Below are 15,213 nucleotides of genomic sequence, written 5' to 3'. Positions count from 1 at the left end.
AGCGGCAAGCTAGGACTAGATCATATAGTCTTAGCTTGCCGCTGATTTTTTATTGTAAACAACTAACGCTTGTTATCCCATTCGACGGGCTGATCCAGAATGATTCCATCTGCCTCCACCCACTGTGTGAGACTGTTCTCCTTGGCTTGAATGACAATAAAATGCAGACCTTCTGTCCCCGACGTATTCCGCAACCCTCTCACACCATCAGGTGCGATGCGAACGGACGTGCCTTCGCGCACATCTATTTCGTTTCCGTCCACTTGTACTTGGCCCTGTCCTTGAAGAAAAATGTAGAGCTCTTCATTCTGTTGGTGCTTGTGATAAAAGGGGACTTCCCCCTTCGGGGGTAAGTGATTAAGTGAAACTTCCATACTCGTCAGTTGTAGGGCATCTTTTAGAAAGACTTTACCCTTTAAGCTGCCTTTCGTTACACTTGCAAATTCAGAAAATGCACCTGCGTTACTAACCGAGTAATTCAGTTGATTTATGCTCATCTCTTGTCCTCCTTTAGAACGCTGGCAGCGTTTTGCCTGTTTCGAGTAGACTCTTCAAATTGCTGAGAATGACAGGCCAGCCGTTGTTAAATCCTTCGATTTTACCCTCATCCTTACGAATATCCTGTTCTAACAGCTCCTCATGGCGGAGTGTTAGCTTGATCGTACCGTTCAATGGTGTTAATTCATATGTCACATTGGACATCCGATCGCCGTCCGCATCCTTGACGCTCCACGTAATCGCGAGCAAGCTATAAGGCTCATAGACAAGAACTTCACCGTAATGTTCCGTCTTGTCTTTATTCATTAAGTGGAAGCTCGAACCTACTTGCCAATCTGAAATGATTTCACGACCAAAAAAATACTGCTTTGTAAACTCACTGCTCGTTAAGGCTGCCCATAGCTTCTCTGGCGTTGTTGCAATGTATGTCACATAAACGAAAGACTTCTTATTCATGATTCGAATCCTCCTCTAAGGCTAGCTTCAAATTGGTTAACGCCTCAATGCGACGTTGATCAAACTTTCCGATCCAGCGATGATAGATCTCCCCGATCGGTACCGGGTTCAGATAATGAAGTTTCTCGCGGCCATGCCAGGTGACTGTAACCAGATTTGCCTCCTCCAGCAGCAAAAGGTGCTTCGTAACCGCTTGGCGACTCATCGTCATTTGCTGACAGAGCTCTGTTAAGGATAGTCCGTTACTCACGAACAAGATGTCTAATAATTCTCTGCGCGTTCCGTCTGCAAGTGCTTTAAACAGTTTGTCCATGCGCCTATTATATGCAACAATTTAGTTGCATGTCAAACAAAAATTGTAAAATATTACATCCTTTCTGCGCAATCGACGGTTAAGGACGGTATCTGAAAACAACTTTGAACCAGGTTTGCGTTGTAATTAAGGGGAATAATTATGCGAAAATAGTAAGAGCAGGCTTGTGTGGCGGTGTGATGCAGCAGAGAGGTACAGGATTGTATAGTCGGGTTGTGATATAGCAGGGTGTTATAGGATTGTGATACTGGTAGACGTGGAGAAGATGGTTGCCGGATGTTAGCGGAATTGATCATGATGCTGGTGTATATAGTGGGTTACCATGTTTCGACTGGATATCGTAAATTGGTGGGTTAGAGCTCTGTTGAGATACGTGTTTTAAACAAATTAGCATTAAGACTGTTTCGCTCCATTCAGCTAGAAGCATCTCCATTGGTACTGTTACTTCAGCTTCTACTTCTACTTCTACTTCTACTTCTACTTCTACTCATCATTTACTTTTACTACTTCCCCTACCTCCCTACCTTGACTCTGCCACTCCCCACATGTTAACTGTAAAAAGTACAGCTAATTTCGCCATTTACCTCGCTTTCTATAACTTAACTGTATTTTCTGTAGTTAATTTGACCGTATCTAGCTGTGTAGCTCGAAACCTGCAACTTTAACTGGAGGTATTCCATCTAATCGTTCAATTGGAGCAAAAATCGTGAAAATAGATGGAGGTTTTCCAGTTAATCCAATTTGTCACGGATTACGGTGTGAGGCCAGGTCACCCTCATTCGGAGATGATCATCCTCAGGCGGAATTGGGGTGCTCAGGAGTATAGCGCATCCTGCGTGAGATAGGCTAGCCTAAGCTCCCGCGGCACGCCACATACCAAAAGGCGCTTCCTCAGCAACCGAGGAAGCGCCTTTCCTTACCCTACAACTGCAGATGAACCCTTCTGCAGTTGGTACATTTTCGCATAGCGCCCGCCTAGCGCCATGAGCGTCTCGTGATTGCCCCGCTCGGCGATCTCGCCGCGGTGCAGCACAAGAATTTGATCCGCATCGCGGATCGTGGACAACCGATGCGCGATGACGAGTGTCGTCCGCCCTTCGCTTACAACCTTCAGTGCACGCTGGATGAGTCCTTCCGTCTCACTGTCGATGGAGGCTGTCGCCTCATCGAGGATCAGAATCGACGGATCGAACGCCAGCGCGCGCGCGAACGAGATCAACTGCCGCTGGCCGGAGGACAGCGTGCTCCCCCGCTCGACGACTTGCTCGTCGTAGCCGTTCGGCAGCTGCTCGATGAAGCCAGCAGCGCCAACATCGTGCAGCGCAGCTTTCACTCTATCGAACGAGATATCCTGGTTGTACAAGCTGACGTTGAACTTGATGTCCCCTGCGAACAGGAACGGATCCTGCAGCACGATCCCCATATGCTTGCGCAGCGCTTGCTTAGACATCCCCTTGATGTCGTGGCCATCAATCGTAATCGCGCCTTCAGCGGGCTCGTAGAAGCCCAGGAGCAGGTTCAGAATCGAGCTTTTGCCAGAGCCGGTATGCCCGACAAGAGCGATCGTTTCCCCTTTTCGCGCCTCAAAGGAGATGTCCTTCAAGACGTTCTCCCCTTCCTTATAAGCAAAGGTGACATGGTCGAACTTCACGATGCCCTCAGGGCGCTGTACGTGGCCAACCTTCTCTACATCTTGACCTTCCATGTCAAGAATCGTGAACACCTTTTCCGCGGATACAAAAGCCCGCTGCGCATTCGTCAACTGATCGAAAATCCCAATGATCGGCTGAAAAACCCGACCTAAGTAATCGATGAACGCATAAAACACCCCGAATGAAATAGCGGCCTCTAAGGATTTTCCGCCAAAGTACCAAATCACCATCGCCGTCACCAAGCTGCCGATCGTCCCAACCACATTCCGTGTGGAAAGGCCGTAAATTTGAAATTGCTTCCGTTGGTTCACATAACGATCCATGTTCAGTACTTCGAATTCATCCAGCGTGACTTTCTCGCGGCGAAAAGCTTGAATAATCGGCATCACAACGATCGATTCGTTGATCATCGCGTTCATATCGCTAAGTCTAGCACGCATGATGGTGATGAAAATCTTCGAATATTTAAGATGAACATACATAATCACCACAAAAATCGGCGGCAATACCAAGCAGAACATAGCTAGACGCCAATCCAGCAGGAAAAGCGCAACATAAATCCCGATCAGTTGCAGCATACTGACAACGAATGTGGCCATGAAACTCATGAACAGATCACGAACAGCTTCTGTATCGTTGGCGATACGAGATACGACTTGCCCGATCGGCGTGTTATCGAAATAACGCAGCGATATACGCTGAATGTGGCCCATTAGGTCCATCCGCATGTTCTTAATGATTTGCAAAGCCGTAGATTGCAGGATATACGCTTGAGAGTAATTACATAGTCCAGCTGTTACCAAAAGGCCCATATAGAGGCCGAGCAGCTTAAGCACTGGCGCCATTTCATGCACACCGGTGGAGAGATACTTATCAATAATCGTTTTCGTTATATAAGGCCCGCCCAGCTCGGCAGCTACTGAACAGCAAAGAATGAGCAGCGCTCCGAGAATTCTGAACTTGTAGACGAGTGCGTAAGACATAAGTCGTCTGGCCGTGGTCGGTTTAGACATGATAATCGTCCTCCTTTCTCATTCCTCGAGACTGGCTTCCATCTGTTGACGATCCCACTGTTCACGGTACCAGCCACCGAACTGCATGAGCTCCTCATGGGTGCCCTCTTCAATGACTCTGCCCTCATCAAGAACGAGAATCCAGTTCGCATGGCTCACCGCAGAGAGTCGGTGTGTGGAAATGAGCGTCGTACGCCCTGCACGTTCCTTGCGGATATGCTGGAGAATGCGACTTTCCGTACGTGCATCTACCGCAGAAAGCGAGTCATCGAGCAGCAAAATCTCCGAATCAATCAACAGCGCACGCGCAATCGCTAGACGTTGCTTCTGTCCGCCGGATAGCATCACGCCATTCTCACCTACAATGGTGGCTAAACCATCTGGCATTTGGGCAATATCTTGGGTAAAAGAAGCCATCTCCACGGCGCGCGCAATCTCTTCTGGCGAAGCCGTATGTTTGCCTAATGCGACATTGTCGCGTATGGATTTGGACAGCAGTAGATGTTCCTGTGGCACGTAAGCGACCCAACGTTTGATTTGATCGATGGCGATTTGCTCAATGGGTACACCTGAGATAGTTAACTTTCCTGGCTCAATCGGATATTGGCGAAGCAGTTGCTTCAGAAGTGTAGACTTCCCGCTTCCCGTCCTGCCTACGATCCCAAGCGTCTGCCCCCGCGTCAACTCGAAGGAAACATGAACAAGACTCGGATGATTCGCAGTTGGATAGGTGAACGTCAGATCGTTCATCTCGATGCGCTCAGGCACAGCGACATGGACAACCTGCTCAGCGTCCACAATATCCGCTTGCTGCGTCAGTGCCTTATCGAGACGATCTGCCGAGGCGCTGCCGCGTTGCAGAACGTTAATAAACTCGCCGAAGGAAATCATCGGCCAGATGAGCATACCGAGGTAAATATTGAAGGAAATCAGCTGTCCGAGCGTGATTTCACCTTGGAACATGAGATACGACCCGTACCCGATGCCGATTGAATAACTGAGTCCAACGATCAACGAGGTTAAGGGTTGGAACAGTGCATTGAGCATGGAGACACGGCGGTTTTTGTGCATCACATCCGATGTGACTTCATCAAAGGCTTTTAAATCGTGCGCTTCTTGCACATAAGAACGAATCACTCGAATACCGGAGATCGATTCCAGCGCATGATCATTCATGGCACCGAAGGAAGCTTGAGCCGCCAGGAAGCGCGCACGTACCTTTTTGCCTAACAAATTAATCATGACAGCTAGAAATGGCAACGGTATTAACGCCGCAAGCATTAATTTGAAAGAGATTAGCGACACCATCGTAATGATGACAACGGACGCCCCCACGATGGTAGAGACGAGCGTCATCACCCCGTACCCGGAGGTTTGACCAATGGCTAGGATATCATTCGTCGCCAGCGCCATCAGCTGTCCCGTCGTGTTGCGTTGGAAGAAGGGCGGCGACATTTTGGACAAATGCGTTAATAAGCGCCCACGAAGCAGCTTCTCCACCAAAGCGGAGTTGCCGAATAAGTTCGTGATCCACAAATAGGTCATGACATACAGAAGCAGCGAAAGCCCAATCAGCAGGTAAACCGTATAATGAAGCCCGGAAGCTGTTAAATTCCCCACACGAATATGGTCAATGATATTCCCGATCATTTTTGGCGGAATCGTCGCTAAGATATTAACACCGATTAAGAGGGAGACTGCGAGCACATAATACTTCCATCTCTCTTTGAAAAACCAACGAAGCTTCATAACAAAAGACAACATTACCACCTCTTTACAATTTCTTGGCACACTCATTGATTCTATAGTTTAAGCGAAGTGAAGTCCACACCCGACCTTTGTTAAAAAGAAACTTTCTGGCTCGTCTGCAACCTCCTCACAGATACGAACATCATGAGAACAGAATCTTACCATATTCGCATATAGAAAGGAAGAGAACAACGATGAAATTGATGAAAAAAACACTAGCGATCCTCACCCTATCCAGCATGCTGACAATAGGAGCAACTTATGCAGGTACTACAGAAGCAATGGAGCCCAATACAGCCGTAGGAGACCTTAGCGGGAGCGCAATGAAAGAAGCCATTAAGCAAATGCACTCGACCGGTGTCATTACCTCCATTCGCACAACGGGAGATACCGCACAAATTCACATACAGGGTACAGGAGTAGATGGAATTGTTCTCAATGTCGGCCCTGATACCACCTACCAAATGCTTAACGGCACGAAGCTGACATTTGCTGACCTTCACTTTGGATTAACGATTACTGCGGATCATTCCTTAGCAATGACGTTGAGCTTGCCACCCCAGACATCTGCTTCCAACATCACAGTGCTTGATACGGCAGCTCATAAGGGTGCTTTAGGTACGTCTGGCGTCATAGAAGTTGTACGTGAAAATGGCAGCCTTCTTGTCAAAGGTGAGGGACTTACGGAAGATGCGCCAGATGAGGTTGTTCTTACAGTGGGTGCAGACACAGCCATCGTAGACGGTAAGGGTATCCCCATTGACAAATCCGCGTTGGTTAAAGGCGCGAACGTTATCGGATTTTATGGGCCTATGATGACCAAAAGCTTGCCGCCGATTAGCAACGCTTGGAAAATCGTTGTAGCTGCTACAGAAGAGTAGAATTCGAACACACTTATATGTAAAAATTTCGGGCCGTCCTTGTGGGGCAGCCTGTTTTTGTTTGGAAGGGGACGCCTATGTGATGGATGTACACTGTCCAAATGTTCCGTTTTTTGGTACAATAACTGAAAATTCAATCGTATAAGGGGACTCCTATGGAATACATTAGCACTCGCGGCAAAGTAGAACCTATCGGCTTCATCGATGCGATCCTGATGGGATTGGCCAATGACGGCGGTCTACTCGTACCGAAACACATCCCGCAGCTATCTGCTGACACACTTCAAAGCTGGTCAAAGCTCTCCTACTCAGAGCTAGCGCTCGAAATTTTCTCACTGTTTGTGAACAACGAAATTCCACGCGATGAGCTAAAGAAGCTCGTTGATGAAAGCTATGCAACGTTCCGTGACGAAGCGGTTACACCCGTCAAGCGCCTAAGCGATGACACGTACGTGCTAGAATTGTTCCACGGACCTACATTTGCGTTCAAGGATATTGCGTTGCAATTCCTTGGTAACCTATATTCGTACGTTTCACGCAAAACGAATTCCATCATCCACATCCTCGGAGCCACTTCCGGTGATACAGGGGCTTCGGCCATCGAGGGAGTTCGCGGTAAAGAAGGCATCCGCATTTGTATCCTGCATCCGCACCAAAAGGTCAGCAAGGTACAAGAACTTCAAATGACAACCGTCAATGACGAGAATGTATTGAATCTTTCCGTTGAAGGTACCTTCGATGATTGCCAACGCATTATCAAGGAGCTTTTCGCAGACGTTGAGTTCAAGCATCGCTACCATTTGCGTGCGATTAACTCGATCAACATTGCCCGCATTTTGGCACAAACGGTGTATTATTTCTACGCTTATTTCCAACTGCCACAAGAGGGGCAGGCTGCTAAGGTGAATTTCAGCGTGCCGACGGGGAACTTTGGCGATATCTTCGCTGGCTACTTAGCTCAGAAAATGGGGCTTCCCATCAACAAGCTTATTCTTGCTACGAATGAAAACAATATTCTTGAGAAATTCGTACAAGAAGGCGTGTATCAACCAGGCGAGTTCCGCGGTACGTATAGCCCGTCCATGGACATCCAAGTCGCGAGTAACTTCGAGCGCTACTTGTTCTATCTTTACGGCGAAGACGCTGCAGCTGTTAACGCGATCATGGAGCAGTTCAAGGCCGAAGGCCGCGTCGTCATCCCAGCCGACAAGCTGAAGACTGTACAGGCTGATTTCGCTGCGTACGGCGTGAAGAACGACGAGTGTCTCGACACGATCAGCGACTACCACGCGAAGTACGAGTACCTGCTTGATCCGCACACCGCGTGCGGTGTCGCAGCTGCCGATAAGCTCGCCGTCGCTGGCGAGGTAACGGTGTCCTTGTCCACGGCGCATCCGGCAAAGTTCGATGAGTCGATCCGCTTGCGCGGAATTGCTCAGACGTATCCGGAGCAAATCCAAGCGCTGTTCGACAAACCACAGTTCCAGAAGGTGGTTGGCGGTTCGAACGACGAGATCAAGGATGAGCTCGTGAAGTTCTTCTAGTAAGCGTATATGGGGGCTTCTGCCCCTTGTTTAGAAGCCTTTCCTCCACGCCGTGGAAGGAGGGCTTTTTTGGTGGCGGGGATCCCCTCAATGGCCATCTCCTCCTCCTCCTAGCAGCAACTTTGTAGTCGACCAGCAGGATTAACTGGAAAACCTCCAGCTATTTCCGCGATTTTCACTCCAGCTGGACGATTAGATGGAAAACCTACAGTTAAAATCGCCATATTCGTGCCTAGGCAGCTAGATACGGTCCAATTAACTACAGGAAATACAGTTAAGGTTCCGAAAGCGAGGAAAGCGGCAAGTTTAGCTGTACTTTTTCCAGTTAAATCAGTCCTCAGACCGATCTTCGACCTTCCCTATAGTCGGAAGACACTTGTACCCTATCATGGTATTCTTAGAGTAATGAATCCAAATAATAGGAGTGAACAAATTGACTATGAATATGAATCGAAGCGCCTTTCTAGGCCCGATCCTGATTCTGCTAGGTGTTTTTATGTTTCTAAAAGGGGATGTATCGTTCAGCTCAGGCACTATCTTCGAATACTTCTGGCCGACACTTTTCGTTATTCCCGTCGGGGTGTTCTTCCACTGGTTGTACTTCTTCATCATGCAACGACGCGGCGTAGGCGTGCTAGTTCCAGGCGGTATTCTACTAACGGCAGGTATCGTGTGCCAAATCTCCGCGCTTTTTGACATTTGGCACTTGATGTGGCCAGGTTTCATGCTCGCTGTGGCTGTCGGCCTGTTCGAACTGTACTGGTTCGGCGGTCGTAATAAGTTTTTGCTTATTCCGATTAACATCCTAACCGTGATGTCGCTGCTGTTCTTCGCGATCTTCTCCATCAGTTCCATCTTCGGGACGCTCTTCCATAACAATTCCATCATCGCCATTGGGCTGATCGTCGTAGGCGGCCTTATGATGATCGTACGCAGCCGCAACTAATCGCAATGAGAAAGCCGTCCGCAGGTTCCCTGCAAGGACGGCTTTTGGTGTTATTGGGGCTTATATTTGCCAATCGAGACGCTGTCACGCTCATGAACACTCAGAATATGGGAAAGCGATAGGTTGCCTCCCTCCTTCGTTAACAGACCAAACCTAGCATCCATCCCCGACCATCCTTCTAATCGATCATTCTTATACTTCCCAGCTACATAAGTTTGGGCAAGTTCTTTATTCGACCAGAACTCGACTTGCTTGTTGCCTAATGGTAGATCCCCTAATTGATCCGCTAGCAGTAAGAGGAACAATTTCTGATAATCCGTATTTTCCGGTACATCCACATACCCATCTGCAAATACGACCATCGTATCTGAACGAGCCCCGAGGTTCTTTCCAATCATTTCAACTCTCAAACTGTATCTACCTTGAAGCAGCAAGGATACATAATTGGCGTACGTCCCTTGGTTATCATCGAACGTCATCGTACTATCCGCGCGATGAATGTCAACCGTGTTCCTTGATTCGTTCCAAGACACCTTGGCACCAAGCGCTTCCGCGATCGCCCGAGTTGAGCTTAACGTGGTCCCGTCACTGGTAACTTCGACTTGAGTGTCGAGCACTTTGCCATTGACCTTCACTTGCCTGCCTATCTGAATAGTATCGGATGCGAAGACAGCCGTCGCAGTGAATAATGCCACGCAACAGGTTATAGCGAGCAACCATTTGTTCAAATTCACCACTCCCTTCTAGTCACTTTCAAGAAGTTGTACAGAGCAGGATGACATTATGGATCGTATATAGTCAGTGTATGCCACGATTGTCCACCTCAGCATCAAAATGTAAGCAAAAAGCACCCCCAACGTCTCATGGAAGTGCTCGTTCCTCCTTTCTGCTGGGTTCCTTTGGCTTCCCAGCTCTAGAGTTTTGAGCATTAGCTGGATTTTCTGCATCTATTTTCGAGCAAAACAAGCCTTCGGGGAGTTTACCTGGATTTTCTACATCTAATTCCGCCGGATATGTCCCTTTTCGCGAGGTTGGCCGAAAATAGCTGGAGGAAATCCAGTTATTTCAGAAAAAGCCGCGATTTCGCTTGAATTAGCTGCAGGAAATCCAGTTATTTGCGCCGCGGCCGTGGCCAATCACTCGGCATACAAAAAGACCTGTGAATGCTCCTCATTCACAGGTCCCTCTATTATCCCGCCACAACGCTATCCCCTGTGGACTTCTTGATTTGTTTGCTTCGCAGCTGTCCACATGCGGCATCAATGTCCGTCCCGTGCTCCAATCGCACGCTGCAAGAGATGCCTTGCTTCTTGAGCGTGTCGTAGAAGGCACGCACCGATTCGCGCTCACTCCGCTGATATTGGCTGTGCTCATCCACCGGATTGTACGGAATCAAGTTCACATTCGCCAGCTGGCGGATATGCCCAATCAGTTCAGCTAGTTGAAGGGCATGTTCTCTGCCATCGTTCACGTCTTTGAGCAAAATATACTCCAGCGTAATACGACGATTCGTTTTCTCCAAATAGTACTCAATCGCTTCCATTAACGTCTCGATTGGAATCGCTTTGTTGATCTTCATGATGCGTGTACGAAGTTCGTTCGTTGGCGCATGCAAGGAAATCGCTAGATTCACTTTCAAGTCGGAGTCCGCGAACTCCTTGATTTTACCAGCGAGACCGCTAGTCGATACGGTAATATGGCGTGCCGCAATATCCAGACCCTTCTGATCCTTCACAACGCGGATAAAATCAACCATATTCACGAAGTTATCGAACGGCTCGCCAATCCCCATCACCACGATATGGCTAACGCGCTCCGCTTTGCCCATAGCGTCCAAATGAAATTGGACTTTCATAATTTGTTCCACGATTTCCGCGGCGGACAAATCGCGGCTCTTAGCCAATAAGCCACTCGCACAGAAGCTGCAGCCAATGTTGCAGCCTACTTGCGTCGTCACACAGACGGACAAGCCGAATTTATGCCGCATCAGGACCGTTTCGATCAAATTGCCGTCCGAGAGCTTGAACAGGAATTTCATCGTGCCGTCCGCTGACTCCTGCCGCGTATGCTCATTCAAAGTATGAATCGCATAGTGCTCACTTAATGTGGCCAAGCAATCCTCTTTCACGTCCGTCATTTCCGCGAACGAAGCAACCCGCTTGCGATACAGCCAGTCCCATACTTGCAGGGCGCGCGACTTTTTGTAGCCTTTTTCGGCTAGCCAAGCGACCAGTTGATCAAAAGTTAATCCATAAATGGACGAAAGTTTCATTCCGTTATCCTCTTTTCAAGACTATCACATGCAGTCCAGTTCTTCTAAGCAGCCGAAGCGTACCATATAGTTCATATTGTGCCAAAAATCCTCCCTGAACACAAGGGAAGCCTATCATTTCCACAAAGAAAAGGCACCTCCCAATCCGGGGGCACCTCTTATACTGACTCATTTACGCTAATTAAGCACTCGTTACTGCTACCTTACGTTCTTCAACTGCCGGAACTTCATCGTCCGATACCAAGCCATATGGGATACAGAGTGGCACGCCAGCACGTTTATCCACGATAACATCCGCATGAATAGCGAACACGTCGAGTAGCATCTGCGGAGTTACAATATCCATCGGTGCGCCTTCATAGACGACATTCCCTGATTTAATCGCGATCAAATGGTCAGCATAACGCGTCGCATGATTCAAATCATGCACAACCATGACGATAGTCGTATTGTGACGCTCGTTAATTTCTTTCAACAAACAGAGAACCTCAAGCTGATGCGCCATATCCAAATATGTCGTCGGCTCATCCAAGAACAGCATATCCGTCTGCTGCGCCAGTGCCATGGCAATCCATACTCGTTGACGTTGACCGCCTGATAGGTGATCGATCGGACGATCCTTGAACGCAGTCATCCCTGTCACTTCGAACGCCCAGTTGATGATATCGCGATCGGCGCTGGACATCTTCTGAAAACCGCGCTGATGCGGGAAGCGGCCATATCCGACTAGTTCTTCGGCAGTAATGCCTTCTGGAGCGGATGGGGATTGCGGTAGAATCGCTAATTTCTTTGCAATTTCCTTCGTTGATTGATGATGAATGGAATGACCGTCTAAGAATACGGTGCCTTCCGTAGGTTTTAATAATCGCGACATTGCCTTCAAAATCGTTGATTTCCCCGAACCATTCGCACCGACTAATGCGGTGATCTTGCCTGTTGGAATCTCAATGCTCAAATCATTGATGATTTTCAATTTATCATAAGAAACATGCAGCTGTTCGGTATATATTCTCGTCGCTATTGCCATGAGGGACATCCCCTTTTTATCAATATGTATATAAAGTTGAATGATTGATTAATTTATACCCATTAACTAAAAATGATAATCATTATCAATAAAAATGTCAAGGTTTTTCGTACAAAAATAGGATGCCTAGGGCATCCTACTTCTTCCAACTATTATGATGCTTATACTTTAAACCGAGCCACAGCCAACTGCAGCTCATGCGACATTCCGTTGAGTTCGTTCGCTGTTCTGGCCACCTCCGAAATCGTCGCTAGTTGGTGCTCCGCTGCTGCCGCGACAGCCTGAGTAAGCTCCGTTGTCATGCGAGTTAACGCTGCAATTTCCACGATTCCCGCTAATACTTCCTCTGAGCTTGCTGACATTTGCTCCGAAACGGCAGATACATCGGTCATCTGATCGACGACCTCTTGAACCGTACCCGAGAGATCCTTGAACGTACTGTCCGTTTGTTGCGCAACAGCCTGCATGGCCTCTACTTCTCCAAGACCACGATCCATCGCGATAACAGCAGTTCCCGTCTCGTGTTGGACGCGCTCTACGAGCTCAGCAATTCGCTCTGTCGCCAGTCGAGATTGATCCGCAAGCTTGCGGATTTCCGTGGAAACAACTACGAAGCCTTTGCCGTGCTCGCCTGCTCTCGCCGCCTCAATGGAGGCATTCAGTGCAAGCAAATTCGTTTGCCTAGTCACATGCGTGATAAGGACTGTGATTTCCCCGATTTCCTCGGACATCGACTTCAAGCTCTGAATCGCTTGTACAGCCTCCTGGACGGAGCGCAGCGCCTCTGTAATCTGCAACATGTTCTGCCCCATCCGGGCATTGCCTTCGCTCGTATGAGCGCGTGCGTGACCTGAAATATCCGTTGCATGACCTGCTGACTCCGCTACGCGTTGAATCCCGACAGCCATCTCGTTCATGGCATGACTGCTTTCCTCTGTGCCTTGACGTTGTTGCTCCGAATGTGAAGCAAGCTGGCCCATCATCTCCGAGACAGAAGCTGTAGATTCGCTAGTCTGCTGAGCACCCGTCTGCAGCGATTCCGATGCTGCCGAAACCTGCTGCGCTGCTTGTGCGATCTGAACGATTAAGCCGCGAAGATTCCCGACCATATCTTTCAAGTGGTTGCCCAGAACACCTAATTCATCACTACTTTTACTTTTGACTAGCGATGCATCCGATAAATCCCCTGCAGCTGCCGACTGTGCCAGCTTTAATAATGGGTTAATCTGACGCAGATACAGTCGTACAATGAAGACGATGAAAAGAGTTCCGATCACAATAGCGATTAATCCCGTCCATATCGATTGAAGCGTATAGGTATTCATCTGCGTCTGTAGAACGCCATAATCGAAATCTAATCCCACGAAAGCAACAAGTTTGTCATCTTTATCTCGAATCGTGCTCACCGCACTCACCCAAGTTCCTAATGTATCTTGGTAGACTCCCGTGATACCGAAACCTGTTTTCTCTGCTTGCTTCAGCGCTGTGAGCAACTCAGGAACGGGTGCATAAGGATCTGCGGGTTTCTCATCAACGTATAGCTCCGAATTGGATAACAAATTCAGAAGAGCTGGCTCTCCATCCAATGTCGTCCATTCGGGGTAAAATAAGTAGGCATTTTCGACCAAATCCCCTTGAGAGACTCGGTCCATATCCTCTTGTACGTTCATAACGGCAGGCTCGTACTTGTAAGCTTCTTTATTTTTCTTTAATTCTTCCTTCGATTTCTCAATGTAATCTATTTTCTGCACGAGGGGCGCGTGGAAAATCCCTTCAAGTGCGATCAAGTTATCCGACATTTGCTGCCTATGCTGTTGATAGGAAACGAAGGTTAGCAACACGCAAAGTACAATATAGCAGGCGGCAGTCCAAGCTGAAATTTTGAATGAAAGGGATCGAAAAAACCTTACAGATGTTTGCTTGCCTTGTGTATTAGCTTGTGACATGATTGACAAAAGCACCTCCAGAGTTTTACAGCACAGCGGTTTAGTACATATAGGTCTTGTAGGCTAGTCTTCTAGATTTCGACAAAGTTCTTAGAAACCCTTCCCACTTTTATTTAGAATTTGTTTTGATTGAGGCGATCGTGAGATTGCAGGAAAAAGGAGTTGTAGAAGTATGTCAGCGATTCGAGCGCTTATTTTTGACTTTGACGGCACGATTCTAGATACGGAGACAGCTTGGTATGAGGCGTTTCGAGAGATTGCTCTCGAGCACGATATTGAACTGACTATCGACATGTACGGGCAATGCATCGGCACTTCCCTGCATGTATTTGATCCCTATGACTATCTGATTACGGATAAAAGGCTACCTCTGGATCGTGAAACGCTTGGGAAGCATGTCCACACGAGACATACGAATAGGATGGCCCAGGAAGGTATCCGTCCTGGGATTCTTGATTACTTGGCTGGGGCCAAAGCCTTAGGCCTGCGCATTGGGCTAGCCTCCAGCTCGAAAAGAGCTTGGATCGATACGTATCTGTCACAGCTGGGGATCCGTGACTATTTCGAAACGATTCGCACCGCTGAAGATGTCGCTTTAGTAAAGCCTCATCCCGAGCTATATGAGCTCGCGTTGAAAGATCTTGGTGTGCAGCCCGCTGAGGCGATTGCCATCGAGGATTCACCCAACGGTGCTCGCGCTGCGGCAGCCGCGGGTATGCACTACATCGTCGTACCGAACACGGTTACGAAGTTCCTTGCTTTTGACGGGGAGCCGCGCATGGTCGGGAGTTTGGAGGAAATGTCGCTGCAAATGTTGCTGGAGGCAATCGAGGGTAGTGACTCGGTAGGCAAAAAATAATACGGGTAGACCGAGTTGATCAGGTAAGTGAATCATTCCGACGACCAGAGGCTTCGG

At 48.3% G+C, this 15,213-nt stretch carries 13 protein-coding genes; 4 read left to right on the top strand and 9 right to left on the bottom strand.

Translation table 11 applies throughout. The annotated features are described in order from the left end of the window. Positions 1-62 precede the first annotated feature (62 nt). The 5 genes from AC58PV_RS14790 to AC58PV_RS14770 form a co-directional block, all read right to left on the bottom strand. The gene (locus AC58PV_RS14790; RefSeq protein WP_497432985.1) at positions 63-497 is read right to left on the bottom strand and encodes a cupin domain-containing protein; all 435 of its coding nucleotides are present in this window, start codon (positions 495-497) and stop codon (positions 63-65) included. Positions 498-510: 13 nt separating this feature from the next. Beyond that, positions 511-954: an SRPBCC family protein gene (locus AC58PV_RS14785; RefSeq protein WP_497432984.1), complete on the bottom strand. Its 444-nt coding sequence runs from the start codon at positions 952-954 to the stop codon at positions 511-513. After that, a complete protein-coding gene (locus tag AC58PV_RS14780; protein WP_497432983.1) occupies positions 947-1,267 on the bottom strand; it encodes an ArsR/SmtB family transcription factor in 321 nt (106 codons plus the stop codon). The genes AC58PV_RS14785 and AC58PV_RS14780 overlap by 8 nt, the downstream gene beginning before the upstream one ends. A gap of 916 nt (positions 1,268-2,183) precedes the next feature. Continuing rightward, a complete protein-coding gene (locus AC58PV_RS14775; RefSeq protein ID WP_497432982.1) occupies positions 2,184-3,932 on the bottom strand; it encodes an ABC transporter ATP-binding protein in 1,749 nt (582 codons plus the stop codon). Positions 3,933-3,950: 18 nt separating this feature from the next. Continuing rightward, the gene (locus AC58PV_RS14770; protein WP_497432981.1) at positions 3,951-5,696 is read right to left on the bottom strand and encodes an ABC transporter ATP-binding protein; all 1,746 of its coding nucleotides are present in this window, start codon (positions 5,694-5,696) and stop codon (positions 3,951-3,953) included. 179 nt (positions 5,697-5,875) lie between these two features. Here AC58PV_RS14770 and AC58PV_RS14765 point away from each other — a divergent pair, with 179 nt between their 5' ends. The 3 genes from AC58PV_RS14765 (at position 5,876) to AC58PV_RS14755 (ending at position 9,052) form a co-directional block, all read left to right on the top strand. Beyond that, positions 5,876-6,562 carry a hypothetical protein gene (locus AC58PV_RS14765; protein WP_497432980.1) on the top strand — a complete coding sequence of 229 codons (687 nt, stop codon included), beginning with the start codon at positions 5,876-5,878 and terminating at the stop codon, positions 6,560-6,562. Positions 6,563-6,717: 155 nt separating this feature from the next. Further along, positions 6,718-8,106, top strand: a complete 1,389-nt coding sequence (thrC, locus tag AC58PV_RS14760) for a threonine synthase (RefSeq protein ID WP_497432979.1) — start codon at positions 6,718-6,720, stop codon at positions 8,104-8,106. Between the two features lie 445 nt (positions 8,107-8,551). Beyond that, complete coding sequence (locus AC58PV_RS14755) at positions 8,552-9,052, top strand: hypothetical protein (RefSeq protein WP_497433110.1); 501 nt, start codon at positions 8,552-8,554, stop codon at positions 9,050-9,052. A 50-nt stretch (positions 9,053-9,102) separates the two neighbouring features. Here AC58PV_RS14755 and AC58PV_RS14750 read toward each other — a convergent pair whose 3' ends face one another. From AC58PV_RS14750 to AC58PV_RS14735, 4 genes are all read right to left on the bottom strand, one after another. Next, entirely contained in the window at positions 9,103-9,780 is a 678-nt protein-coding gene (locus AC58PV_RS14750) for a stalk domain-containing protein (RefSeq protein ID WP_497432978.1), read from the bottom strand. A gap of 461 nt (positions 9,781-10,241) precedes the next feature. Beyond that, on the bottom strand, positions 10,242-11,324 hold the full coding sequence (rlmN, locus tag AC58PV_RS14745) for a dual-specificity RNA methyltransferase RlmN (RefSeq protein ID WP_068666745.1): 1,083 nt from the start codon (positions 11,322-11,324) through the stop codon (positions 10,242-10,244). Positions 11,325-11,505: 181 nt separating this feature from the next. Then, positions 11,506-12,351, bottom strand: a complete 846-nt coding sequence (locus AC58PV_RS14740) for an ABC transporter ATP-binding protein (RefSeq protein ID WP_497432977.1) — start codon at positions 12,349-12,351, stop codon at positions 11,506-11,508. A 161-nt stretch (positions 12,352-12,512) separates the two neighbouring features. Further along, positions 12,513-14,297 (bottom strand): methyl-accepting chemotaxis protein, encoded by a 1,785-nt coding sequence (locus AC58PV_RS14735; protein ID WP_497432976.1) that lies wholly within the window; start codon positions 14,295-14,297, stop codon positions 12,513-12,515. Between the two features lie 172 nt (positions 14,298-14,469). Here AC58PV_RS14735 and AC58PV_RS14730 point away from each other — a divergent pair, with 172 nt between their 5' ends. Beyond that, positions 14,470-15,156: an HAD family hydrolase gene (locus tag AC58PV_RS14730; RefSeq protein ID WP_497432975.1), complete on the top strand. Its 687-nt coding sequence runs from the start codon at positions 14,470-14,472 to the stop codon at positions 15,154-15,156. The last annotated feature ends 57 nt before the right edge of the window (positions 15,157-15,213 follow it).

The organism is Paenibacillus sp. J22FR83, assembly GCF_059691955.1.
The sequence above is the reverse complement of the archived record's forward strand: the minus strand, read 5'-3'. Positions and strand labels throughout refer to the sequence as shown.